The organism is Halobacteriovorax sp. RT-2-4 (genome assembly GCF_047085445.1).
Classification (GTDB): domain Bacteria; phylum Bdellovibrionota; class Bacteriovoracia; order Bacteriovoracales; family Bacteriovoracaceae; genus Halobacteriovorax_A.
The window spans coordinates 1,055,913-1,080,418 of the sequence record NZ_JBKIXY010000002.1; the positions used below are offsets into that span (position 1 = coordinate 1,055,913).

Consider the following 24,506-nt stretch of genomic DNA (forward strand, 5'->3'; position numbering starts at 1 on the left):
AACATGAAAAAAATATTCCGAGAAGTAATAAAAATATTAAGTTTTTTTTATCGTACATCATAATTTCCGACTCATTAAATAGGGATTCTTATGATATATTATCATATATATAGGATTGAAATTATTAAAATTAATATTCACGTTTAAAAAGTAAGCGAGGGAAGAAATGAATCAAACTCTTGATGCCGCCACGCGAGAAATTTTTTGGAATATTCCATTCTCGTTTAAGGTTGTCATGTACATTCTATTTTTTGCAGCAGTCTTTGTTATGTTCAAAGGTCTGTATCAAAAAATTCAATTTATCACTGGAAAAAAAGGTATTGATGCTATCAAGGGCCTAAAGGACCTTTTACCAGAGAAGTTAAACTGGGGATCATTCTTCAAAACAATGCTTCTTACTGGTAAAGTACCACGTTTTAGAAACGTAGCTCTTTTCCACGGTCTAATCTTTTGGGGATTTGTTATTCTATGGATTGCTACAGACCTTGTTGCAATTCACGCTGACACTCCTTTTAAAATCTACAAAGGACCTGTTTATATCGTAATCTCTTTCCTGGCCGACATGGCCGGATTAATGGTTCTTGCAGGTATTGGCCTTGCTTACAAAAGAAGATATATTGATAGACCTTCTTACCTTCAAGCAACGAGACCAAAGCAAGAATTATTTATGTACACTATGCTTATCTGCCTTGTTGTTCTTGGATACCTAATTGAAGGTGTAAGAATCATGGGTACAGGTATGCCTGTTGGAGAAGCAACGTGGTCACCAGTTGGTTGGGCGCTAGCTTCAATCTTTACTAAGATTCCTCTTTCAGAACAGGTTTGGGCATATTCATATCGTGCAATGTGGATGGTTCACATGGCAAATACAATGCTATTTGTAGCTGCATGTGGAACAACTAAATTCTCTCACATCTTTGTACTTCCATTTGCTGCCCTAGTTACTCCGCCAAGACGTGGTGCCGTACTTGAGCCAATGAACTTTGAAGATGAAACTGCTGAGACTTTCGGACTTGGGAAAATTTCAGAACTTAGTCTTAAAAATAAACTAGACCTTCTAGCTTGTGTTGAGTGTGGACGTTGTACGCAAGTATGTCCTGCTAACCTTGCAGAAAGACCTCTGGATCCTAAAAAGATTATTACAAAAGCACGTGATCTTGCTTTTGAAACGGCAGCAAAAGGTGAAACTGACGCTGACTTCTGGGAAAACTCAATATACTCATCAATTGAACTAGACTCATGTACTACTTGTGGTGCTTGTATGGAAGAGTGTCCAGCAAATATTGAGCACGTGGATATCATCATGGGTGCAAAGAGATACAAAACTCTTACACTTGGAGAGATTCCAGCTGACGCTGCAACGGCAGTTCAAAAAGTACAAATCAACGGAAACCCTTGGGGAATCTCTCAAGATGATCGTTTCAAATGGGCAGACGGTCTTGATGTTCCAGTAATCGAAGCTGGTAAAAAAGTTGATTACCTTTACTATGTTGGTTGTGCTGGTTCATACGATGCTTCTAACCAAAAGGTTGTTCAAGATACAGTTAAGCTTCTAAAGAAAGCAGGTGTTTCATTTGCTGTTATGGGGAAAACTGAAAAATGTAATGGTGACCCAATCAGACGCTTTGGTGATGAGTACTCATTCTTTGAAATTGCGATTGAAAATATTGCAAATATGAGACAATACGACTTTGATAAAGTTGTAACTCACTGTCCACACTGTCTACATACGATTGGTAAGGAATACGCTAAATTTGATGATGGTGACTTTACTACAGTTCACCACACTGAACTTCTTGCTGACCTACTACGTTCTGGGAAACTAAAACCAGAAAAGAAAGTTGAAGAAAATCTTACTTTCCATGATCCATGTTACCTTGGTCGCCACCACGGTGAATACAATGCTCCAAGAGAAATCCTAAAGGCAGCAGGTGTTGAGATCAAAGAAATGGATAAGAAAGAAGATACTGCCCTATGCTGCGGAATGGGTGGTGGTAATATGTGGTACGAAGTTGAAGCTGGTACTGATTTAGCTGCTGGACGCCTTGAGCATGTAGGTGAAAAGAAAGTTGATAAATTAGCTACGGCCTGCTCTTTCTGTATGATAAACTTTAAGGGTGGAATTAGCGAAAAAACAGGTACTGAAAACCTTGAGATTGAAGACGTTGCTTCAATCCTTGCAAAAACTATCGATTAAATCAATTATACTAGGCTCAGTTCTAGCTGGGCCTAGCTTTTTTCAAAATCAAATACTCGCCCAAAACACTCAAGAAAATCAAACTAGTTTATTAGAAACATTTGAAGAAAAGTTAAAAACTTTTCAGAGTGAAATTAACGAGAAGATTCTAAATCCGCCAAGCGATAAAGTTTCGTTTAGACAAAATTTCAAAGATGAAGAAAAAATCGAGTTATCTAAGAGACAGTTAAATGCAATCCTTCTCTATAGTGAACAAGACTATAAAGAATTATTTCATGTTAATAAGTGTTCAATATATACACTCCTAAAAAATCGTCTTATTAGAATTAACAACCAACCACTTCTTAATGTTGAAGCGAGTGTAACATCAGATAGTTCGACATCAACGGCCCTAGTTCCTATTGATGCCTTTCTTGCTCATTACTACAAGAGTAATTGTCGCCTATCCTTCAAGCAGTCTCGCCTCTTTGAAAAAGGTCTCTTAAAAGATACATTCACAAAGTTGACTCCAAAATTTCCTCGTAATCAAACGCAATGCCTCGATCAATACAAAGACCTGAAGAGTAATATTAATATTGATCATATCTGTAGTGCTCCTTACACCATAGAGCTAGCAGGTAAACTTGGTGAAAGATTGAGAGATAATTCATTGAGTATTTCTGAGAGAAGTTATATCAATTCTCTAAGGCGTCAATCTAAGACATATACTGATGAAATTAATGATCGTGATATTTTATACTTCAAAAACTTTTGCAGTAATCTAAGTCGTGAAGAACTATTTTGTAAAAATTATTCCAAGCAAGACTTTTGGTCTTTAATTATTAATAAACAAAAATCGCCAGATCATATTGAAGTTCGATGTCGAAATATTTTGGGTAAAACAACACCTGAAGATAAAATGGAAGAACTAGATTATTTGAAGTGTATCTCGCTCTTAAGAAATGAACCTAGCCGATGCATGACTCAAGGTCCAGCGACAGGCACAGTTCTCTATCCTATGCCTAGTTGTAACGAAATTTCTGAAACTTTAAAAATTTCGCGTCTAAAAAATAATTACAATGATTGCCCAAGGAATATTGGAAACTACGCCATCATCAATGGTGCGCGAGTTATCAAACATTTCGCGACCAACGACCTAAAGAGTAAAGACTGTGTTTTCCCATCTTATGAAAAGATCTATGGACTTTATCTAGAGTCAGGAGAAGAAGAAAAGTGGCCACTTAGTATTTGTTACAATTCTAACGATGGGAAGAAATGCTTACCTTTCATTCCAGGTAATTCAAAAGAGAATTACAATGCTTTAAACATGGTTGTTGCCAATGCTCTTTTTCAAACGAAAATTGTCACAAGTAGAATAAAGTGCGAGCAAGTGTCGAAAAAACAATTTAATCCTCTTCGCTTAAAATATAAAGCTGGTTGCTGGGTTGTTCCTCAAGAATTAGCATGCCGTTCTCAGAGTTGTAAGTACAATGTAATGATTGATAACCGTAAAGCACTAGAGATATGGAGTGAAGGATCACTCTCATTCGATTACTTTAAAACGAAGTACAACTCTTCTGATGCTGACATTCATTCACGAATTCTCTCTGTTCTAAATATTAAAGAACAAGAGATTAATTCACTAACGTCATTAAAATTCTTTTTAGATAATAAGAAGAATGGAATTATCCACGGCCAAGGGTGTGCTGAAGATATCTATCCTTCTCATTACCAACTTAGAAAAATTGGTATTTGTACACCTATGCCATTTATTATTGATGGTTATAAAGAAATTAATAACAATACCTACCTAAGCTTTAGAAGTGCGCTCGATGACATTAGCTCACCACGATCTGTTTTATGGGCAAATGCTTTTACCGCACTATCACGCTACTCTACTTTAAGTCCTTTAAAGAATTGGGAGTTATATGGCCTTTACTAAAATAAATAAGCTTATAATTTCTTCTTTATTAGCAACGAGTGTTCTTTCTAAAACAGCTCTACTAGAGCTAACAACAAGACAAAATGTTCATAACTTAAAGTATGATGACTTGAACGGTATTACATTCTATCTAAAGGGAAAGAATGCTATCGCATACTCCGCAAAGAATCGCGCAAATACCGTTTTGGAGAAAAAAACTGATAGCGAGTTTGATGTTATCAAAGCAAACGAAGAACTTTATATTATAAGTGTTAAAGAAAACCACTTTAAAGATTTCTCTTATATTACAGAAGCCGAAATTTATTTTTATAATATTAAAAAGAATCAGCTCGACTTTGTTGGAAAAGGGAGCTTTCCTAAATTTCACTCTAAGAGTAATTATATTTCGTACACTAGAGAGGATGAAGGAAGTCTCTTTATAGAAATTGTAAATCTAAAGAATAATCTTGATCGTTTTTCGATCCCCCTAGTGACAAAGGATATTCTACACCTAAGTGAAGTAGAAATTTTTGATGATAGTCTTATTTATTACACAGATAAGGACCGAGAACTTAAGAGTAATATAAATATTTACAATAATCGCTCTAAAAAGAAATACCTCCTTCATCAATATGATAAAACAGATAAAATTATAAGCTTAGAAAGCTCTGATTCGAAAGTCTTCATTCTAGAATCATCTCTTGGCGAAAATCCATATATTGATCTCGTTGAGATTGAAAAAGGTCGAGTTGATTTTACAAAACGCTCTCCCCTTATCAATCTTCAAAGTGGACCAGGATACAATCTCAATATTCAGCAAAATGAGTTATTCTTTATCCTGACTTTAAAAAGCGAAAATTCGAATCTCTTCAACCAAAGAGAAATCGTTTCTTACAATTTAGAAGATAAAAAATTAAGACAAAGAACAGACTTGAATTATGTTTCAAATATCGTTCTACATAATAAATCGATCCTCGTCCCATACAAAGACAAAATTTATCTTCTAAGAAATAAGGAAGGTAAATTTAGTATTGATAAAGAGATAAAGTCGAAACTATGAAATACCTAATCACCCTTTTGTTTACATTTACTATTTTTGCCACTGCTCCTACTGAGCAAGAACTTAAGTTTTCACCTAGTCTAAGCCCTGTACTTAAAGACTTAGTAGTAGAGCTTTATATCAATAGCAAAATCAATCAAGAATATATTGTCGAATTTAGTAAAAATCTTACTTCACCTATTGATAATGATTTTATCGAATTAATCATTTTAAATTCAATATTGAATACGAGACTTAGCAAGAAGTATGAGCATATCAATATTTCTCAAAAACTTTATAACGAAATCGATCAAAATATAAAGTCGATAGAAACAACACTTCCATTTTCAAAATATATTTCAAATAAAATTTTAAAAGATATTGGTGAGTTATTAACAAATAGAAATTTAAGAGAATACAACAACTATATAAAAAATCGTGATGTAAAGATCTCTCCTGAACTAAAAGAGTTTATGAATCGTATTAGTTATCTTCAATACTGGATAGATACTTTAAGAAAACCTAGCTCACTTCGTAACGCAACTTTACTAGACACAAACCTAGAAATCTTAAACTCACTAAATCGTAACTTAAGCATAACTGCCTCTTCACATAAGAAAGAAAATGATATCTCTTATATTTCAATAAATGACATTGATCTCATTAAGGCCAGAAGACAAGTTGATCAACTTCTCTTCAATAACGCGCCCGACAAAGACCCAGATTACAAGGCCCCGCAAGAGCTTCCTGAGCCTGTCGAAAACTGGGAATAAGCTTAAAATTGACGTGTACTTTTTGGGGATTTCAACTATTTACCCATCTATTTTTAAAAGAAATAACGTGTATCCTATGATATATAATTTCAATTAGTTAAATCGAAAAAAGGAAGAAATTGTGACAAGAAATTTCGATGAGCTACCTAAGACATATAGCTCAAATGATGTAGAGAAGAAGTGGTACCAAAAATGGGAAAATGAGAAATACTTTGCTCCTAAAGCAGGAAAGACTGGTGAGTCTTTTTGCGTCATCATGCCACCTCCAAACGTCACAGGAATTCTTCACGCAGGTCACGCTCTTGATATCACAACTCAAGACGCCCTAATTCGTTTTAAAAGAATGAAAGGTTATGAGACTCTTTTCCTTCCAGGTATGGATCACGCCGGTATTGCAACTCAATCAAAAGTTGAGGAGCTAATTTGGAATGAAGAAAAGAAAACTAAGCACGACTACTCTCGCGAAGACTTCTTAAAGAAGATCTGGGAGTGGAAAGAGCAATACGGTGGCGTTATCGCTAACCAACAAAGAGTTATGGGTGCAAGTTGTGACTGGGATTACTCAATGTTTACAATGGACCCAGAAGCGAACGAAGCCGTAAGACGCGCTTTCGTAACTCTTTATAATGAAGGTCTAATTTATCAATCAGACTATATTGTTAACTGGGACCCAAAACTTCAATCAGCTATTTCTGATGCAGAAGTTGATCACAAAGAAGTTAACGGTGCCTTCTATCACATCCTCTACTCTGTTAAAGATAGTGATATTAAATTAGAAGTTGCAACAACAAGACCTGAAACACTACTTGGAGATACGGCCGTTGCTGTTAATCCAAATGATGAAAGATTTGCTCACCTTATAGGTAAGAAAGCAATCGTTCCACTATGTAACCGTGAAGTACCAATCGTTGGTGACGAGCACGTTGATATTGAAAAAGGAACAGGTTGTCTTAAAGTTACTCCAGGGCACGACTTCAATGACTTTGAAATTGGAAAGAGACACAATCTTGAAATCATTAATATCCTAAACCTAGACGGTACTCTTAATGAGCACGGTCTTGAGTGGCAAGGACTTCCTTGTAAGAAAGCTCGTAAGGGTGTTATTGAAAAATTAAAAGAACTAGAACTATTTGTAAAAGAAGAAAAACATGTGCACCAAGTTGGTCACGGTGAAAGATCTGGTGTTGTTATTGAGCCAATGATCTCTAAACAATGGTTCGTAAACGTTACAGATATGGCGGCAGAAGCCGTTGCAAAAGTAGAAGATGATACAACTCGTTTCTATCCGAAGGGATGGGAGAATACTTACTTCTCGTGGTTACGTGAACCAAAGAACTGGTGTGTATCTCGTCAACTTCTATGGGGACACAGAATTCCAGTATTTACTTGTACAACTTGTGAGCACCAATGGGCCGATGAAGCTCTAGAGCCAGAATCATGTCCAAAGTGTAGTGCAAAAGAATACACTCAAGACCCTGACGTTCTTGATACTTGGTTCTCATCGGGACTATGGCCAATGTCGACACTAGGTTGGCCAAATAAGGAAAGAATGGAGCAGAGAGGATTTGATAAGTTCTACCCGACTTCTGTTCTAATTACAGGTTTCGATATTATCTTCTTCTGGGTTGCTAGAATGATGATGATGGGAACTAAATTCTCTAACCAAGTTCCATTCGATAAGGTTTATATTCACGCAATCGTAAGAGATAAGCTCGGTCGTAAGATGAGTAAGTCTCTTGGTAACGGTATTGATCCTCTAGAGATGGTAGAGCAATATGGCGCAGACGCATTCCGTTTTACTCTAGCTGCTGGTTCAGGTTATAACCGTGCTATCAACCTAGACCCTGAAAGAATCGCTGGTTACAGAAACTTCATTAATAAGATTTGGAATGCTTTCCGTTTCATCTCACCATTCTTAGAGCTTGCTGAAAAAGATCTTCCTACAAATCTTGATGATCAAGAAAAATGGATTCTATCAGAGCTTAACGATACGACTAAAATTGTTAATGAGTCTCTCGATGCTTTCCGCTACGATGACGCTTGTTCTGAAGTGTACTCATTCGTATACGACAAATTCTGTTCTTGGTTTATCGAACTTTCAAAAAATACACTTAACGGTGAAGACGAAGCTGCCAAAGTTCAAAGAGCGACTGTTCTTAAATACTGTTTTAGAAAAATTACTGCTCTTCTACACCCAATTACTCCTTTCATTACAGAAGAGCTTTGGGGTTATTTAAAAGAAGATAGCGAAGATCTACTAATCTCAGCTGAATATCCTGAATACGATGCAGCTCTTAACTACCCTAGTGAACAAGTTAAGATGAATAAGTTTATTGAAGTTGTTTCAGGAATTCGCTTCCTAAGACAATCAGTCAATATCAAACCTAAAGATGAAGTTGAAGTTGCACTTTTAACTGATGATGAAGAAGCATCTTCGTACTTTGCCGACAATATGGCAGGGATGCAAGATCTTGCTCGTGCAAAAGATGTAACAATAGCAGCTAAGTCTAGTGATAATCCTAAAAAGTGCATTATGAAGGCAACGACTCACACTGATATCTTTTTAAAACTTGATGGAGTCATTGATCTTGATGCTCAAATCAAACGTCTTGAAAAAGACTTTGATAAGACTCAAAAAGAATTTGAAAAAATTGGTAAGAAACTTAATAACGAAAAATTCATGGCCAATGCACCAGAAGAAGTTGTTGTTGAGGTAAGACAAAAAGCAAGTGAGTTTGAAGAGAAGCTAAATTCACTTAAAGAACAAATCGAACAATTCAAAGCATAATAAGAAGGCCCTCGACGAGGGCCTTTTTTTATAGATCAAAGTAAAAATATTCTTCTTGGTAAATCTCTCCATTAAACTCAAATGGAGACTCCTTTAAAACCTTGCCACCATTTTTTATAAAGAAACCTTTTGAGGGATTGTTTTTAAAAGTACACAAATAGAAACAATCGTAGCCACGATTTTTAAAATCTTTTAAGACAGCATCAAATAGCTTTTGCCCCATTCCTGCTTTTTGATATTTCTTTAAAATATAAAAATCATAGATTTCACCAGGGATACCATGTTCATGCTCACGAGCAGGTCCGTAATCAATAAAGCCAACAACATCTCCATCAGGAGCATGGAAAACAAATGTTCCCCCTTCTGTTGGACGACGAGGAATTTTTCTTTCCCAATTTTGTTGTATATCAGAATACTTTAATGAATAGAGATAGTCTTTAGACAGAATGCCTTTGTAATTTTCCCAAAAACAATCCACATAGATTCGGGCCAACGACTTTATATCTTCCACTTCTACTGAAACGATTTCAAAAGGTGCAAATGTAAGATCTTTTGCGGCCACCATAGATTTATTTTAGCAACAATCGAGCGGCCTCGCAAATAAGGCATTTTTACGTCTATGGAACAAGTCTAAGTGACTGATAATTAACTATATAGTCTTCTAAATCCGGAAAAGTTTTAAGCTGAATTAACTCACTGATACCATAAGAGAGTAATGTAGAACCACTAAAACATAGGCGACCAATTGTCTCCGGCATGTGCTTCCATTCTGGTATTGTAAGCTCTTCGTCTCCAACGAGTAAGGCCAATTGTCCTCGGTTACGGCTCATTTGCGCTGTTGCTAGTGATTTGGTTATAACTGCATCAAATTCATCAATTCGACGACGAAGTATATTTGGTGATTCACTAAATAAACTAATTCTTTTACTTACCTTAACCCCATCATAACCTTCCACTGATTCACTTGGAATATAACCATGAAGCTTTAAAGTTGGTAAACATTCAGCAAGAAAATTCATTCTTTCAACAAATTCAACATCATACTTATGTGGATAACAGATAAATATATTTGAAATTCTCTGATGTGTGAAAGCGTGGTCGATATTAGCATTCTTAAAGTTTCCTTCTACCGCCCTTAATGCACTCATTTTCTTTTCATCTAAATATTCACCGCTATATTCAGGTAGTGATACTTGATAAAAAAAGCTCTTTGGTCCACCTTGTAAACCAATCTTTACATTGGCCCTAAAGGCCAAGCCAAGAACAGCAGAGTACATATCATTCACATAATCAATATAGTAATCAGTATTAAAAACTTCATGTAAATTTGCTGCAAACTTATGTGCTGCAAACATTGATTCAGTTTCTTTCTTTGAAATTGAGTAGGCCCAACACCTTTCAGGTAACCAGAAGTCATCAATCTGAGTTGCATCTGTGTAAACAATTGCAACTTGATTGTCCTCGTGCTCATTAATAATGGCATTTACAACAGGAAGGATTGAAGCTATTTCTGCTTCATCTCCCTTAACCCTTAGTAGGAACTTCTTCACTTGAAGCTATCTCCTTAACTCTTAGTTCACAATAGATAACTGTGAAGAACACAACAGCTAAAGGAAGAAAGAATAAGTTTAGTAAAGGTATTGATATAAGAATCATAAAACCAACTCCACCTAGTAAATAAGGTAGAAAGCCTGACTTAATATCACCAACACATTCTGCAAAAGTTAGGTTATTTCTTGACCATGAATAATCAATAAATGAAATAGCGAGAATTAATCCCCCTAATACAAATGTGATTGGAGGAAAAAAGAAGCCTATACCAATGTTGATAATTGATAAAACGACAATAACACCAATCTTCTTTAATTCATTCATAAGAATACTTGGTAGTCGTTTCATCGTTTGCGTAAAAGTATCAGTGCTCTCTTTTTGAAGCTTATAAATCATCTCAACTCTTGAACTGAGCATATCATTAAAAGGTGAAGCAATGACTGAGACAACGATAAAGAACGTCCAGTTAATAATTACTCCTAAAAGAATAATGAGAACTCCTGAAAATACAGTGCTCACCCAACCCTGCTCAGGGTACTTTTCATTTATATATCCATGCCCCCAAGCGGAAACTTCGCTAAAGGCATAATGTCCCAAAGAGTAATAAAGGATGAAACCAATTAGAACCGGACAAAGTGCAATTAAAATAATTTTCTTATCTGCCTTTAAGATATTCATTGAACGAAAAAAGAAATATGGAAGCTTTCCAATCATTACTACTCCATTTAATTTTGAACTGGAAATTTAAAAGTTTTTAACTTTGAAAAGTCATTTAAAGTAGGCTTTTGCGGAATGGCCTTCACAATACTTTTTAAATTTTGCCAGTCTAAGTATCTATCCATTATATCCGACTCCACATGATTTTTTTCAATGAAGTCAATTTTACCTTTGGCCTTATTGACCATCCCACTTGCTCCATTAAGATTGTCATCCTCATGATGATATAGTGCAGTGGCCAGTTGAATAACAACCCAATACACATAACGCGCATTGTCTCCCATTGCATCCATCCACAGGTCTTCGACAACCTCATGACACATCCAGTAATGACCAGTATTAAATAAGTTAAGTCCCTCTTGAATAAGCTCGAGGTGTTCAGTTGTAAATTGTCCAAAGTGATAATTACTCATAATACAGTAAGTCTAATTCATCTCGGCCCTATATACATGATGCAACGACCAAAACTATTCAATCGGCCATAAAAACGATAGAATTTCTCAAATTTAATTTAACTAAAATATGAAACAGGAAGAGTGATGCATCATAAAGATCTCGTACCAGAGTACTTAAAAAAGCTACAAGTATACCAGGCCGGTAAACCAATTGATGAAGTAGTTAGAGAAAAGGGACTGACAAAAGTTTCAAAACTAGCTTCGAATGAAAACCCACTAGGGCCATCACCTTTTGCAATTCGTGAAATGACTCGTGGTCTTTGGGACCTACATCGCTATCCAGATATGCATGCTTATGCACTAAAGTCTAAGCTAGCTGAAATGTATGATCTTAAACTTGAGAATATTATCTTAGGAAATGGATCTGAAGGAATCATGGCATATATTGCTCGTGCATTTCTTAAGCCTGAAGATGAGGTCTTAACTTGTGACAACACGTTCATTGGTTTCTATATTCTAGCTCGAAGTGTTGGAGCAAAGCTTAACAAAGTTCCTCTTACTAAAGATTATCGCTTTGATGTAAAAGCTCTTGCAGATAACATTACTGAGAAGACAAAAGTTATCTATATTGCAAATCCAAATAATCCAACAGGTACATATATTACAAAAGAAGAGTTCGACTACCTTATGAAGTACGTTCCTTCTCACGTTCTTGTTATTCTAGATGAAGCATATTTTGAATTTGCCCAAGAACAAGATGATTATCCAGATTCTATGAACTATCGCTATGATAATGTTCTAACTCTTAGAACTTTTTCTAAAGCTTATGGCCTATCTGGTATTCGAGTTGGATATGGCTTTGGACATCCGGAACTTATTGGATACTTAACAAAAGTAAAACTTCCATTTGAGCCAAATCTTATCGGACAACTTGGTGCCGTTGGAGCTCTCGAAGATCGTCCACATCTTGAACGTACGCTTAGAAATAATCGAAAGCGTTATGACGAACTAATGGAATACTTAACTAATAGAGACTTCAATCCAATTAAATCTGTAACAAACTTTGTTACATTTAAAACAGGAAGTAGTGAAGCTAGTGACTTCATGTTTGAGGAACTTTTAAACGAAGGCGTTATCATTAGAAAGCTAGTTGCAAATGAAATGCCTGAATATGTACGTATTAGTATAGGAACAAAGGATGAAATGTATCACTTCTATGAAGCTTTCGATCGTATTCTTCCTGCATATAATAAAAGATTCAGAAAGGATTTAGCATGAAAATCTGCCAATATGTAAATCATGGAACTCATCGTCCAGAACCAAGACTAGGTATTTTATTAGATAATGGACTAGTTATTGATCCAAATAACGTTTGGGCATGTGACTATGAAAGAGAAGGATATTTTAACTTTTGGCAAAGAGCAAATCACACTTGCCCTCCTTCCCTTTTACAAATTCTTCAAACAAAAGATGATCCTATCGACTTTCTTGGTGAATGTTACGGACTATATTTATTCTTAGAAAAAGTTGGAGATCTAACTCTTAAAGATGGGACTCCAATTGCATTTAAGTCTGATGAAATTAATTTAAAAACACCAATAGATAAAATCCCTAACTATCGCGACTTCTATGCACATGAAAAACATGTAGCGGCTGGATTCAAAAAAAGAAACGAGGCAATTCCTGAAGCATGGTATGAAATTCCTGCATACTATAAAGGACCGACTCATGGATTTATTGGACACAACCAAGAAGTCTTATGGCCACATTACACTAACATTCTTGATTACGAATTAGAGCTAGGAATGGTCATTGCTAAAGATGGTATCAATATTCGCGAAGAAGATGCAAAAGATCACATTTTTGGATTCACAATTCTAAATGATATTTCAGCTCGTGATATTCAAAAGAAAGAAATGGCCGTACGTCTAGGCCCTGCAAAAGGAAAAGACTTCTGTTCAGTAATTGGACCAGTTATTACAACATTTGATGAGTTTGATTTTAAAGAACCAAATCTTAAAATGACTGCAACTGTAAATGGTGAAAAATGGTCAGAAGGTTTTTCTGGTGATTCTCACTATACTTGGGCACAAATGATAGCTCACGTCTCTCAAGATGAATGGGTATTATCAGGGGATCTTTTCGGTTCAGGAACAGTTGGTACTGGTTGTGGTCTAGAGATCGATCGCTGGCTAAAACCAGGTGATGAAATCACTCTTGAAGTTGAAGGTATTGGAAAGCTAACTAATAAAATAGGACCAAAAAGAGGTACTAAGTAATGGCAACGGATAATAAAATGGAAAGCTTTAAAGCAAGTGGTGTATACACAAAGCAAGCTCATGTTGATATTCCAGAAGGTTTATACGAAGAAGAACACGGACGTAATGGTTTCTTTGGTCGTGTAAGTCAACTCTATCATACTCAACCTCCAGTTAACTGGACTGATATTTCGGGTGATTTAAAACCAAAAAATCTTCCTTCACTTTTTAGTCATAAAGACCTACAAGATGATTTTCGTGCAATCCTAACAAATAATGATTGTGAACTAAGTCTTGGCCATTTAACAAAGTCACTTGATTATTTCTTAAGAAATGCCGACTTTGATGAGCTCTACTTTGTTCACGAAGGTAGCGGTACTTTTGAAACAATCTATGGTTATGTTCCATTTGTTAAAGGTGACTATATTGTCATCCCTCGTGGAACAACATATACAATTAAAATCTCTCAAGCTGCCAAGTTCTTTCAAGTTGAATCTCGATCTGAATTTGAAGAACCATCTCGTGGACTTCTAGGCCCTAACGCTCTCTATGACCAAACAGCAAAGTTCACTCCAGAAGCAGCTCTGGGCTCTGATCAAGATTGGCCGGAGTATAAAGTTAGAGTAAAAAGGCTTGGAGAGATTACAACAATCACCTATCCATTTAACCCACTTACTGCAAAAGGATGGAAGGGATCTGTCTACCCATGGAAGATTTCTATTTATGATATCTGCCCTATTATGAGTCATCGCTACCATGTTCCTCCATCGGGACACACAACGTTCGTAGCAAAGAACTTTGTTGTTTGCTCATTTGTTGAAAGACCTCTTGAAGATAAGAAACATAAAGTTTTAAAAGTTCCTTTCTATCATTCAAATATTGATTTTGACGAAGTACTTTTCTATCACCAAGGAAACTTCTTCTCTCGCGATAATATCGATGCAGGTGCTTTAACATTCCACCCTCAAGGTGTTCACCATGGGCCACACCCAAAAGCCTTTGAAGCAGGTGAAGACAAATTATACACGGATGAGTACGCTGTCATGGTTGATACTCGCTATCCTTTAAAACCAACTAAATGGTTTGAAGAAAATGAAAACAAAGACTACTGGAAAAGCTGGATGTAATTATGGCAATTTTTGATACAACAAACCAAGACTTTAAAGATAACTACAAACTACTAATAGGATCAGTCGTTCCAAGACCGATTGCAGTTGTTTCAACTGTAAATGAAGATGGATCAAGTAATATTGCACCTTTCTCATTCTTTACTGTGGTAAGTGCAAATCCAATGATCATAGGCTTCACTCCAATGATTCGTTCAAGCGATGGGGAACAAAAAGACACTCTTAAAAATATTCTTCGTCAAAAAGAATTTGTCGTAAATTTTGTAACTCAACATAATTATGAAAAAGTAAATCTATGTTCAACTGAACTACCTCATGGTGAATCTGAATTTGATTTCGCAAAGCTGACAGAGTTAGATTCTGAAGTTGTTACACCAAAGAGAATGAAAGAATCTCCAATCCATTTTGAATGTAAACTCAGAGATACTTTAAGCTACGGTGATGTGCCAGGAACTGGAACATTTGTAACAGGTGAAGTCGTTAGAGTTCATGTTGAAGACGAACTTCTAGATCAAGGCCGTATAGACCAAGACAAGTATGCTCCAATGGGTAGAGGTGCTGGAAATGACTGGATCGTCTGTGATCACAGAGTACAAATCGAGCGCCTAATGAAGGCACAAATCCAAAAATAACTAATAATTTCAAGCCCTTAGGGGCTTGAGTATTATCTATACACCCCTAGTAAATTTTCCAAATTTGACCATTTGAGCAGCATTTTTCGTTAATATTCCTGTGATCACACTTTAAATGAGAAGAGGAATACCTATGAAACGACTACTACTTACAGCTATTTTACTGACAAGCGCTACGGCCCAAGCAGATCTATTTGATAACCTAACTGCGAATTTAAACCTATCACCATCTCAGTCAAATAACTTAAGAAATGGACTGGCGTCTATCTTAAGCGGTGGAGGGAGTGGCTCTGTAAAAGAAGCTGAAAGATATAGTTTTAACAAATGTTTTGAAATGCTAAGAGTTGCAAAACAAGAGCAAATCAAAAGTGGTAAAAAGTTTATTAAAGCTGGTTATGCTACTGGAAAATTCTATTCTAATGTTATTGAAGGTGACTATAAACAGTTCCACGATAAAAATGAAGATATTAGTAAGTTTGGTCGCACTCTTATGAGAGGTGTATCTAACTTAGATAGTATTAGATTTAACAGCACAACTTCTGAAAAAGACGCTCCTCACCTTGATTACTATTGTTCAAGCTATATGGACATTGAAAGTGTATCAAAAGTAATTGTAGGAAATAAGGAATGTCGTAAAGTAGACCTAGCTTTAAATGCAATGGATGCAAATACAAAGAAAAGATACAAGGCATCTGCATCAAATTTTTTCTGTGAAGGTGAAAATATTGTGAAGACAGATTTTACTGGTAAGAAATACGACGTAATATATGAAATGAATGAAATTCAAGAATAAAAAAAGCCGCTCTCAGCGGCTTTTTCTTTATTTAAAACGTATAACCTAAACTTAGACCATATGTGAAATCATCAGAATTTCTATCTTCATAAGAAGAGTTTAAAAATGAATAGCCTGTCTCCACTTGAACATACGCACTATCGAAATCAAATCGTATTCCAGGGAGAACTAAGATAACTTCTGGAGACTGTTGTCCATCATAAGAAACCGTCGCACCATCTTTAAGAACTCCATCAACTTTATATTCCATAAATACTGTATTTAAGTAAAATAGCATCGATGGATTCACACGGTAACCAATATTTAACGAAGCTCCTAGAGACTTGGCCTTTAGATCTGTTGTATATACCGTTGAATCAGTATTTAAAGATCCATCTTCATGATAACCAAAACCAAACTCTCCTTGCACAGACATCTTTAAACCAACTGTCTTTCTATCTCCACCAATAAATTGATATTTTACTTTTAATAGGTCAGAAGTATCAGGATAAGTTTGTAGGCCAATATCTAGTCTTGGCAAGAGTCCAACATTCCCTTTGAAGGTAAGTAATGGCTCAGGTCCACTTACAGACTCATCAGTTGTTGTTCCGCTAATTATAAAATCATAGCCTTCTGCTAGATCAACATCATAACCACTAGCGACCCCTATTGCGACATCAAATTGTCCTAGTCCACCTGTTGTCTCAGGTCCATCCATACGAGAAGTTGGAATATTGTAATCAAGTTGAGCACAACTTACTAAGGTAGATAAAACAAATAAGAAACTAAGATATTTCATAAACTCTCCTATAATAAATATGATTAATTATATTAGAATTTATAAAAATTTGAAGACGGAACTAAAAGGCCCGCTAAAAGCGGGCCCAAAGGTATTATTTAATTTTTAATTCTGAGTGAAGTTTTGCAAAAGTTTTTTCTTCACGGATAGCATACATAAGGTTTGCTTTCATACGCTCATCTCTTGTGTAGAATTCTTTTACTTGGTCAGCAGTTAGACCTGAAAGGCTTGCACTTTCTTCGATTTTTGCATCAAAGTCAGCATCTGTTGATTCAACTTCAAACTTGCTTGCAAGGTGATCAAGGATTAGACCAGACTTAACTTGGAAAAGAGCTTTTTCATCTAAGTCACCTGCCCACTTCTCAAAGTACTCACCTAGCATATCTTCAGTGAAACCTTGTTGCTTAAGGTTGTTAGCAAGGTCGTTCTTTAGGTGTTCTTTTTGTTGAGCAACCATAGTAGTTGGAACATCAAAGCTATTTTCAGAGATTAGTTTTTCAAGAATTTCTTGGTTTAACTTTTCAGCTGCTTGTCTTTCATTTTGCTTAGTTAGGTTTTCTTTTGTTTTTACTTTGAAATCTTCAACTGATTCAAATCCTAATTCTTTAGCTACTTCGTCAGTAAAATCTGGAAGTTTTCTTTCTTTAATTTCTAGAAGTTCAACGTGGAACTTAACATTTGCTTCTTTAAGCTCTTCTACGTGGTACTCAGATGGAAAAGTAACTTCTAAAGTTTTCTTTTCACCTGCTTTCATACCAACCATTTGATCTTCGAAACCTGGAATAAATTGTCCAGAACCGATCTCTAGAAGGTACTCTTCACCTTTCATATTTTCTGGTTTTTCACCATCAGCTTTTTCACCTTCGAAGTTCATAACTGCGAATAGTCCATTAGCTAGTGCTGTACCTTCAGCAGCTTCTACCATTTCTGCTCTTGGAGCTAGGTAGTTCTTACGTACTTTTTCAACATCTTCTTCAGTTACTTCAACAGCATCTTTTGTGAAAGAAAGCTTTGAGTAATCTTTAAGCTCAACAGTTGGGAAGATTTCAACTACTGCATCAAATGATACAGACTTTCCATCTTTGTAATCCATATTTTCAAAGTTAGGGTATCCAACTACTTTAAGATCTTCTTTATTAATTGCTTCAAATAATTCCTTTTGAACGAAACGATTTAGAGCATCACCTTCAACCTGTGGACGGTATAGTTTCTCAACCATAGCGATTGGCGCTTTACCTTTTCTGAAACCTTTGATTGAAACTGATTTTTGTTTCTCTTTAAGAGCAACAGTAATTTGTTCAGTTAGATCTAAGTTTTCGAATGAAAAAGATAATTTTTTTGTGCAGTCATTAACTTGTTCTACTTTATAAGTCATGAATAAATCCTCACTTCGCTATGCGACAATATTAACATTATGAATAGCCGAAATTAGCTAGAATATGGCAAAAAGTCAATGAATATAAGGGGTTTCAATTGGCCTAATACTCAACCTTAACCAAAAATAGGCCCTGTGGCGGTGCGGTCGGAGCGACCTTTTCAGTACTTGGCTCAGTCAATTGTTTCACAATAACTTCTTTTGAAATCTTGCCTTGAGCGTACGACCAAATACTTGAAACGATCAGACGAACCATCTGCTTTAGAAACCCATTACCTGTGATTTCTAAGATCAGGACATCTTCTTGTAAGCCTGGACCATAGCTCATTTGACTCTCTCGTATTGCGCAACTAGTCACTCTTCTAACTGTCGACTTTACGGGAGTACCTTTTGTGGAAAAGCCTTCGAAGTTATGCTCACCAATAAAAAGCTGGCAAGCTTCATTTAACTTATCGAGGCTCAGTTGCTTTCCTAGATAGGTCACATAGTTTTTCAAAAACGGATTTGATTCTCTTTTAAGAGAAAATACATAGCGATATGTCTTACTCTTTGAATTGAATACTGGTTGAAAATCTTCAGGGGCAAACTCGGAGTCAATAACTCTAATTTCCTCTGGTAACTGACTATTTAATGCACGCATTAAAGCTTTTGGATCAATATCAATAGCAAGAGTTATACGAGTAACTTGATAGACAGCGTGAACACCTGTATCTGTTCTTCCGCAACCTACAACTTGTAACTCATCCGATTTTGAAATTTGCTTTAAAACTCTTTCGATCTCACCTTGAATACTTTGTTGGCCAATTTGTTTTTGCCAACCAAAGTAATTAGTTCCATCGTATGAAAAAGTAACTTTATAGATACTCAAAGTTGAAACCTATCCCAAAAGACATTCCACTTACGCTAAAGTCTTCTCTTTTAAATCCTGAAATATCCATGGTTTTGGCCATGAGGCTAATGCTCATATCACTAACATCACTGAACTTTTTAAGATCCATTCCAAAGTTTGGGAAGATATTATAAATTGAAAAATCAATTGAAGCAGAAGCATTATAACCATAACCTACTTGGCGAATATCTTTATCATCATCGCCTTGCTCACGGTCATCTCTGTTTTGCCATATTGGAGCAACCACAGCTCCACCTTGTGCTGTTATTGATACTTTCTTTCCAAAATTTAATTTTGCCCCAAGGTTTAAATCAATTGGAAATAGCCATAGGTTAAACGTTGTACGAGAAAGAGAGCCGTCTCCAAACTTTCCTTTTCCAGAGTTGAATGAAACTCCAAGATTTCCTTGAAAGAAAGTAGAGACAATATTTCGTTGAAAATATTTTCTATAGTTAAATGTTAAGTAACCTGCTTGAACAGAGTCAGCCGCTGAGTCATCACTTTGGAAAGTCGACTCAAAAGTTCCCGTGCTATCAGCGTAGTCAAAAGTATCGTAGATATACGTAAAGCCAATTTGAGTATCAGCTTTCTGATACATATCTCTTAATAAGTCTTCTGTTTTATACTCAACATATGAATTCGGACTTGGGTCTATCAGAATTGAACCTTCATCAGTAGCTGTTTTTAGCCACTCTTTATCTTGCGAGTTCATTACTGCATTTTTTAGCTCTTCTTCAGTATACTGCTGAGGTGTTGAACCAAAAACATTTGGAAATGAGTTCTTATCTTCTTCTTCACTTGTACCGTTATCATTTTCATAAGGAGAAGTTGATGAGTCTAACTCACCAGGTAGAGGTTGATTAAAATCAACAGAGAAACTCTTCCCACTAACAACTAATAATGTACAAATTAAGAGTTTTTTAAGACTCGCTTTCTTCATCTTTTTCTTCCCAGTCGAATAGTTCAACTTTAGTATCCTTATTAAAAATATTATACACTAAACATCCAACAACATAGGCAGTAATCAGCACAAAAATCATTAGTTGCTCGTAAATAAGGATTAATACTAGAATGAGAAGAATTAATGCAAGGACCTTGCGGCGATTTTTTCTTACGTAATCCGAGTTTTTAAACGAATTAAACGGAATATTTGAGATCATTAGTAGGGAATAGAAAATTACATATGCAGCAGCGTAATAACTTTGATACTCACCAAAGTTAAACTCCAGCGTTACCATTATAAATCCAATAATCGCAAGCGCTCCTCCTGGAATTGGAAGACCTTGGAAATAATTAGATGGAACCTTATTAATATTAGCATTAAATCTTGCAAGTCTTAGAGCACCACAAAGTAGATATAAGAATGAAATCACCATTCCCGGACGACCTAAGTTTTGAAAGAACTTAAAATAGATAATTAAAGCCGGCGCCATCCCAAAAGAGATGACATCACTAATTGAATCAAATTGTTCACCAAATTGAGACTGAGTACCTGTCAAACGTGCAACTCTCCCATCAACACTATCAAAAATTGCACCTAATAGTAGAATCATACATGCAGGATAAAACATTCCCTTCATGGCCATAATAATTGATGCGAAACCGCAGCCCATATTTAAAGCAGTAAATATATTAGGTAAGAAAAAAGTTAGTTTATGTGGTTGTCCGTCATATCTAGTCATTTGAATTCCTTTTATTCTTCTAAGTAGCGACCTACTATCGTTTCTCCACCCCTAACCTTTTCATTAACGGCCACGAGGAGTTCAGAGTTTTCAACTTGCATCTTGACGGTAGCACCAAATGGATAAAAGCCAATATCAACTTGCCTTCTTCCTAGGTCTCCCGGTAGTACAATTAACTCTGGGTCACGTTTAAAAAATGAATTTATAAAATACAATCTAATCTTTCTCTCATTAGAGTCTTCTAACGTAACTTTTGTTCCAAAGTCTTTATCTTTGAAGATCACGTTATTTACTCTCGCTGAAATTGGTAAATATATCCCATATCCACTCAATAGTCCCATTCTTATTGATAACTCTGAAACGTCATTAGAAATTTTATCAATACCAATAACCTTTCCTGTTACAGGCGCATAGATAGAGCCACGAGTTGTAACTTGGTCTTCTTTGAATGAGCTCAATTTTCTTCTAAATAAGAAAAGAAATAATCCTACAATAACAAAGAAAAATAAGAATAAATAAAAGCCGAATAATAGTAATAATAGAAATGCTACTACTATAATAAAGTTGATTGTGGACTTTGATAGATAAAATATTTTCACTTTAATAATTTATCAATATTCAACTGACATGTCATACTAAGACTTTTTAAATTCGACGTGAAGAGGTCGAAAATAGTATGGCCTCTGTCTCATTTTCTCACTTACAACTTTAGCAAAGATTGAGGCAGGATTCTTACGAAGAACTTCTCTTGTATCCCCTTCGCAGCGATCAGAAAGCTCATTTTCTCCATGAGTATATAAAAGCGACTTATCCACAATACCCGAGCAAAACGCTTCAAATTCTTCTTGTGTCAGAAGCTTTTCAATATCATTTGTACGAATATAATACTCTTTTTTAAAAGCAGGGAACATCCAATGAGTTGAATTCTCTCCAAGAATACTTGGAATATCTGAACTGTAAAAAGAGTAAACTTCAATATCATCTAACTCAAAAATTTGAGCAAGGCCTTCCCCGACCCTCATTCCAGTATAAGATCCTGGGCCAGCAATTGAGATAAGACCTTTAATATGACTTATATCAAAACCGTTCTTTGAAAGCAGAGCGTGAATATTTTCATGAAGAACCTCAGAGGTCTTCTTAGTTTCAACAACAACATCTTCTATCCAAGAGAAGTTCTCATCAAGAATTCCAAAGTGCAGAAGATGTGATGTATCTATAAATAAGTAAATCATTAGAAGAATCGCGTAAAATCGTTAAATAATGCACCAATCATTAATAGTAATAAGATCGAGAGTCCAAATTGCTGAGCAATTTCTAACTTTCTTCTTGAAAGTGGTCCACCGTTAATCGCTTCTAAAATAAGAAAAACAATATGCCCACCATCTAATACTGGAATTGGGAAAAGATTAATAACACCAAGGTTGATAGAGATCAGCGCCATCAACTGGAAAAAATAAGAGATTGAAGTATTAAAAGAATCAGAAGCAACTTTTCCAATTGTAAGTGGCCCACCAATATTCTTTAGAGAAACCTCTGCCGTGATTAGCTTTTTAAAGCCTTCAAATGTTTTAACAACTCCATCCCAAGTACGATAAAAGCTTCTTGGAATTGCCTTAAAGAAATTCATCGGTTCAGTTGTAACATACTTCCCGGCAGCATAAATACCGTTGCTGTAAACACCGATTAGCTTAACAGTCACTCCATTTTCAGTTCTAACATCAGGTGTGATATTAAATTCTTTAATCTCACCTTTTCTGATAACTTTCAGTGAAGCTTGACCTTCGTTTTCCTGAATCTCACCTCTAAGTTCATCAAATGAATTAACCTCTTTTCCATTGACCGTAGTGATAATATCACCGGCCAAAAGACCTGCCTTATCTGCAGGAGACTTCATTTGAACACTTTTAACAACTAAGTCCATTGGGAAATAGTTATTAGTAAATAGGGCATGCTTAAGACCATTTGTTACATCTAAGTGAGTAACAGGTTTAGCATCTTTATCGAAAATTGGCTGACTAGTTTCATTATCAATAGACTTAATCGGATAAATATCTAAGTGACCACCCTCAACTGCTAATTCCTCTAGGCTGTAATCAATATTTGGCCCCTTCCCTTTTGAAACAATAAACAGATTTCCATCTGCTGATTTGACGATAGGAAGTAGTAAGAAAGGTGGATAATTAACCATCTCTTCAAAAAATTGCTCAGGTTTCATATCAACCTTCACAACTTCTTTCTTCCCAAGGCGAACAACTGTTAGTGAGCTAATATGCCCATCACTCTCCAGAACGATATCGCTAGGAGAAGTAACTAGATGCTCGTTTACTTTATTTACAATATCACCACTTCTAAAACCTAATTTATAAAAGCGAGTTTCTTTCGCTACATTTCCAATTTTAATTTCTGGAACTTTTTCACCTGTCAGGAAAAGGGCAAAGAAAATAAAGAAAGCAAGGATGAAGTTAGCAAGTGGACCACCGAATACGATCCAAAATCTTTGCCATTTCTTCTTATGAATAAAAGAGAACTTCTTTTCTTCTTCAGAGATACCATCTTTATTGAATGGGTCATCCCCAAACATCTTAACGTAACCACCAAGTGGAATTAGTGAGATTGCGTACTCTGTATCACCTTTTTTCCATCTAAATAATTTTGGACCAAAGCCAATTGAAAAAACTTCAACTCTTACTCCAAAAAGTCTGGCAAATAAGAAGTGTCCTAATTCATGAAAAAATACTAGTGGCCCTAAAAATAAAATAAATATAACTATTTTCTCTAACATACTAACCCTTATAAAATTTTATAACTCAACAATAGTGTGTAAAACGGAATGACAAAAAGAAGACTATCGATTCGATCGTAAACTCCTCCGTGTCCAGGAATTAAATTCGAGCTATCCTTTACACCTATTTGTCTTTTCAATTTAGACTGAATCAAATCCCCGACCTGACTCAAAATACCTAAAATAAAAAAGATCAGTATATATTTTACCGCAAAATCGCCTATTAAATAATACCAAACTAAAGTTCCTAATAATCCTGATGTTGCAGCACCTCCAATTAGGCCCTCAACTGTTTTATTAGGGCTTACGGCCGCCCACAATTTCGTTTTTCCGAAGTTCTTACCAAAGAACCATGCGCCCGTATCCATCCCAAAGTTAAAAACTAATAGAATAATTACAAGAGCTTGCCAGTTGCTTCGATTAAGAAGTGAATGAAGATTAAGAAATGGGATCAAAAACATCACCATACTCAAGATAGTAACTCGTTTAAGTAAATTAACAAAATTCATCGACTCCATAGGAGAAACGAACAAGTAACCAATTAGAACAAGATTTAAAAGACAGCCAATAGAAGGAATTAAAAAACCTTCAAAAACATGAGGATTGTTCATCGCCCAGAATTGGATTCCAAGTAAGAAAACAAAATTAATCAGTGTGAAAATCCCTGTAACTTTAAGGGACAGAAAGTTTTTAGCAAATTCATAAAAGCAAGCAGCACTTACAACGATAAGTAATGCTTCAATACCAATGACTCCAATAGAATATGCTAATGCGACGATACCTATCATTACAATGGCAGATAGGACTCTTTTTTGAGTATTTGTCATTTT

At 35.6% G+C, this 24,506-nt stretch carries 23 protein-coding genes; 10 read left to right on the forward strand and 13 right to left on the reverse strand.

Going from position 1 to position 24,506, the window contains the following annotated elements:
- Window positions 1–166: 166 nt before the first annotated feature.
- The 5 genes from ACMAYL_RS15555 to ACMAYL_RS15575 all read left to right on the forward strand — a co-directional run bounded on the left by ACMAYL_RS15555 (window position 167) and on the right by ACMAYL_RS15575 (window position 8,697).
- A complete protein-coding gene (locus ACMAYL_RS15555; RefSeq protein ID WP_412471319.1) occupies window positions 167–2,197 on the forward strand; it encodes a heterodisulfide reductase-related iron-sulfur binding cluster in 2,031 nt (676 codons plus the stop codon).
- Window positions 2,157–4,118, forward strand: coding sequence for a hypothetical protein (locus tag ACMAYL_RS15560; protein WP_412471320.1), 1,962 nt, complete (start codon window positions 2,157–2,159; stop codon window positions 4,116–4,118). Before ACMAYL_RS15555 ends, ACMAYL_RS15560 begins: the two co-directional genes overlap by 41 nt.
- Window positions 4,105–5,157 carry a hypothetical protein gene (locus ACMAYL_RS15565; RefSeq protein WP_103217601.1) on the forward strand — a complete coding sequence of 351 codons (1,053 nt, stop codon included), beginning with the start codon at window positions 4,105–4,107 and terminating at the stop codon, window positions 5,155–5,157. The genes ACMAYL_RS15560 and ACMAYL_RS15565 overlap by 14 nt, the downstream gene beginning before the upstream one ends.
- Complete coding sequence (locus ACMAYL_RS15570; RefSeq protein WP_412463461.1) at window positions 5,154–5,909, forward strand: hypothetical protein; 756 nt, start codon at window positions 5,154–5,156, stop codon at window positions 5,907–5,909. Before ACMAYL_RS15565 ends, ACMAYL_RS15570 begins: the two co-directional genes overlap by 4 nt.
- 121 nt (window positions 5,910–6,030) lie before the next feature.
- Window positions 6,031–8,697: a valine--tRNA ligase gene (locus tag ACMAYL_RS15575; protein ID WP_412470407.1), complete on the forward strand. Its 2,667-nt coding sequence runs from the start codon at window positions 6,031–6,033 to the stop codon at window positions 8,695–8,697.
- A 28-nt stretch (window positions 8,698–8,725) separates the two neighbouring features.
- Here the strand turns inward: ACMAYL_RS15575 and ACMAYL_RS15580 are convergent, their stop codons facing one another.
- The 4 genes from ACMAYL_RS15580 to ACMAYL_RS15595 are packed head-to-tail and all read right to left on the reverse strand — an operon-like array spanning window position 8,726 to window position 11,378.
- Complete coding sequence (locus ACMAYL_RS15580; protein ID WP_103217598.1) at window positions 8,726–9,262, reverse strand: GNAT family N-acetyltransferase; 537 nt, start codon at window positions 9,260–9,262, stop codon at window positions 8,726–8,728.
- Between the two features lie 52 nt (window positions 9,263–9,314).
- On the reverse strand, window positions 9,315–10,247 hold the full coding sequence (locus ACMAYL_RS15585) for a hypothetical protein (RefSeq protein WP_412463463.1): 933 nt from the start codon (window positions 10,245–10,247) through the stop codon (window positions 9,315–9,317).
- Complete coding sequence (locus tag ACMAYL_RS15590) at window positions 10,222–10,962, reverse strand: EI24 domain-containing protein (RefSeq protein WP_103217596.1); 741 nt, start codon at window positions 10,960–10,962, stop codon at window positions 10,222–10,224. Before ACMAYL_RS15590 ends, ACMAYL_RS15585 begins: the two co-directional genes overlap by 26 nt.
- An 11-nt stretch (window positions 10,963–10,973) precedes the next feature.
- Entirely contained in the window at window positions 10,974–11,378 is a 405-nt protein-coding gene (locus tag ACMAYL_RS15595) for a DUF309 domain-containing protein (RefSeq protein ID WP_103217595.1), read from the reverse strand.
- 126 nt (window positions 11,379–11,504) lie between these two features.
- Between ACMAYL_RS15595 and hisC the strand changes: the two genes are divergently transcribed.
- The 5 genes from hisC to ACMAYL_RS15620 all read left to right on the forward strand — a co-directional run bounded on the left by hisC (window position 11,505) and on the right by ACMAYL_RS15620 (window position 16,170).
- Complete coding sequence (hisC, locus tag ACMAYL_RS15600) at window positions 11,505–12,638, forward strand: histidinol-phosphate transaminase (protein WP_103217594.1); 1,134 nt, start codon at window positions 11,505–11,507, stop codon at window positions 12,636–12,638.
- Window positions 12,635–13,639 carry a fumarylacetoacetate hydrolase family protein gene (locus ACMAYL_RS15605; protein WP_103217593.1) on the forward strand — a complete coding sequence of 335 codons (1,005 nt, stop codon included), beginning with the start codon at window positions 12,635–12,637 and terminating at the stop codon, window positions 13,637–13,639. Before hisC ends, ACMAYL_RS15605 begins: the two co-directional genes overlap by 4 nt.
- The gene (locus tag ACMAYL_RS15610) at window positions 13,639–14,745 is read left to right on the forward strand and encodes a homogentisate 1,2-dioxygenase (protein ID WP_412470408.1); all 1,107 of its coding nucleotides are present in this window, start codon (window positions 13,639–13,641) and stop codon (window positions 14,743–14,745) included. Before ACMAYL_RS15605 ends, ACMAYL_RS15610 begins: the two co-directional genes overlap by 1 nt.
- Before the next feature lie 2 nt (window positions 14,746–14,747).
- Window positions 14,748–15,377: a flavin reductase family protein gene (locus ACMAYL_RS15615; RefSeq protein ID WP_392993628.1), complete on the forward strand. Its 630-nt coding sequence runs from the start codon at window positions 14,748–14,750 to the stop codon at window positions 15,375–15,377.
- A 133-nt stretch (window positions 15,378–15,510) separates the two neighbouring features.
- Complete coding sequence (locus ACMAYL_RS15620) at window positions 15,511–16,170, forward strand: hypothetical protein (protein ID WP_103217591.1); 660 nt, start codon at window positions 15,511–15,513, stop codon at window positions 16,168–16,170.
- Between the two features lie 31 nt (window positions 16,171–16,201).
- On the opposite strand, the gene ACMAYL_RS15625 is transcribed toward ACMAYL_RS15620, so the two are convergent.
- From ACMAYL_RS15625 to ACMAYL_RS15665, 9 genes are all read right to left on the reverse strand, one after another.
- Window positions 16,202–16,948 carry a hypothetical protein gene (locus ACMAYL_RS15625; RefSeq protein ID WP_412470410.1) on the reverse strand — a complete coding sequence of 249 codons (747 nt, stop codon included), beginning with the start codon at window positions 16,946–16,948 and terminating at the stop codon, window positions 16,202–16,204.
- A 94-nt stretch (window positions 16,949–17,042) separates the two neighbouring features.
- Complete coding sequence (gene tig, locus ACMAYL_RS15630; protein WP_103217589.1) at window positions 17,043–18,323, reverse strand: trigger factor; 1,281 nt, start codon at window positions 18,321–18,323, stop codon at window positions 17,043–17,045.
- A gap of 103 nt (window positions 18,324–18,426) precedes the next feature.
- The gene (truA, locus tag ACMAYL_RS15635) at window positions 18,427–19,191 is read right to left on the reverse strand and encodes a tRNA pseudouridine(38-40) synthase TruA (protein WP_412470411.1); all 765 of its coding nucleotides are present in this window, start codon (window positions 19,189–19,191) and stop codon (window positions 18,427–18,429) included.
- Window positions 19,178–20,152: a hypothetical protein gene (locus ACMAYL_RS15640; protein WP_412463465.1), complete on the reverse strand. Its 975-nt coding sequence runs from the start codon at window positions 20,150–20,152 to the stop codon at window positions 19,178–19,180. Before ACMAYL_RS15640 ends, truA begins: the two co-directional genes overlap by 14 nt.
- Window positions 20,133–20,894 (reverse strand): CDP-diacylglycerol--serine O-phosphatidyltransferase, encoded by a 762-nt coding sequence (pssA, locus tag ACMAYL_RS15645; RefSeq protein ID WP_103217586.1) that lies wholly within the window; start codon window positions 20,892–20,894, stop codon window positions 20,133–20,135. Before pssA ends, ACMAYL_RS15640 begins: the two co-directional genes overlap by 20 nt.
- An 11-nt stretch (window positions 20,895–20,905) precedes the next feature.
- The gene (locus ACMAYL_RS15650; protein WP_412463466.1) at window positions 20,906–21,352 is read right to left on the reverse strand and encodes a hypothetical protein; all 447 of its coding nucleotides are present in this window, start codon (window positions 21,350–21,352) and stop codon (window positions 20,906–20,908) included.
- 177 nt (window positions 21,353–21,529) lie between these two features.
- The gene (locus ACMAYL_RS15655) at window positions 21,530–22,126 is read right to left on the reverse strand and encodes a hypothetical protein (RefSeq protein ID WP_412471321.1); all 597 of its coding nucleotides are present in this window, start codon (window positions 22,124–22,126) and stop codon (window positions 21,530–21,532) included.
- A complete protein-coding gene (gene rseP, locus ACMAYL_RS15660) occupies window positions 22,126–23,676 on the reverse strand; it encodes an RIP metalloprotease RseP (RefSeq protein ID WP_103217583.1) in 1,551 nt (516 codons plus the stop codon). Before rseP ends, ACMAYL_RS15655 begins: the two co-directional genes overlap by 1 nt.
- An 8-nt stretch (window positions 23,677–23,684) precedes the next feature.
- The gene (locus ACMAYL_RS15665; protein ID WP_103217582.1) at window positions 23,685–24,503 is read right to left on the reverse strand and encodes a phosphatidate cytidylyltransferase; all 819 of its coding nucleotides are present in this window, start codon (window positions 24,501–24,503) and stop codon (window positions 23,685–23,687) included.
- Window positions 24,504–24,506 lie beyond the last annotated feature (3 nt).

Bases quoted from the DNA above. Each gene is read 5' to 3' on its own strand.
- ACMAYL_RS15625 (WP_412470410.1), bottom strand. From the start codon at position 16,948: ATGAAATATCTTAGTTTCTTATTTGTTTTATCTACCTTAGTAAGTTGT.
- ACMAYL_RS15590 (WP_103217596.1), bottom strand. From the start codon at position 10,962: ATGATTGGAAAGCTTCCATATTTCTTTTTTCGTTCAATGAATATCTTA.
- ACMAYL_RS15640 (WP_412463465.1), bottom strand. From the start codon at position 20,152: ATGAAGAAAGCGAGTCTTAAAAAACTCTTAATTTGTACATTATTAGTT.
- ACMAYL_RS15655 (WP_412471321.1), bottom strand. From the start codon at position 22,126: ATGATTTACTTATTTATAGATACATCACATCTTCTGCACTTTGGAATT.
- hisC (WP_103217594.1), top strand. From the start codon at position 11,505: ATGCATCATAAAGATCTCGTACCAGAGTACTTAAAAAAGCTACAAGTA.
- ACMAYL_RS15565 (WP_103217601.1), top strand. From the start codon at position 4,105: ATGGCCTTTACTAAAATAAATAAGCTTATAATTTCTTCTTTATTAGCA.
- ACMAYL_RS15615 (WP_392993628.1), top strand. From the start codon at position 14,748: ATGGCAATTTTTGATACAACAAACCAAGACTTTAAAGATAACTACAAA.
- rseP (WP_103217583.1), bottom strand. From the start codon at position 23,676: ATGTTAGAGAAAATAGTTATATTTATTTTATTTTTAGGGCCACTAGTA.
- ACMAYL_RS15580 (WP_103217598.1), bottom strand. From the start codon at position 9,262: ATGGTGGCCGCAAAAGATCTTACATTTGCACCTTTTGAAATCGTTTCA.
- tig (WP_103217589.1), bottom strand. From the start codon at position 18,323: ATGACTTATAAAGTAGAACAAGTTAATGACTGCACAAAAAAATTATCT.
- ACMAYL_RS15555 (WP_412471319.1), top strand. From the start codon at position 167: ATGAATCAAACTCTTGATGCCGCCACGCGAGAAATTTTTTGGAATATT.
- ACMAYL_RS15595 (WP_103217595.1), bottom strand. From the start codon at position 11,378: ATGAGTAATTATCACTTTGGACAATTTACAACTGAACACCTCGAGCTT.
- pssA (WP_103217586.1), bottom strand. From the start codon at position 20,894: ATGACTAGATATGACGGACAACCACATAAACTAACTTTTTTCTTACCT.
- ACMAYL_RS15570 (WP_412463461.1), top strand. From the start codon at position 5,154: ATGAAATACCTAATCACCCTTTTGTTTACATTTACTATTTTTGCCACT.
- ACMAYL_RS15610 (WP_412470408.1), top strand. From the start codon at position 13,639: ATGGCAACGGATAATAAAATGGAAAGCTTTAAAGCAAGTGGTGTATAC.
- ACMAYL_RS15605 (WP_103217593.1), top strand. From the start codon at position 12,635: ATGAAAATCTGCCAATATGTAAATCATGGAACTCATCGTCCAGAACCA.
- ACMAYL_RS15620 (WP_103217591.1), top strand. From the start codon at position 15,511: ATGAAACGACTACTACTTACAGCTATTTTACTGACAAGCGCTACGGCC.
- ACMAYL_RS15665 (WP_103217582.1), bottom strand. From the start codon at position 24,503: ATGACAAATACTCAAAAAAGAGTCCTATCTGCCATTGTAATGATAGGT.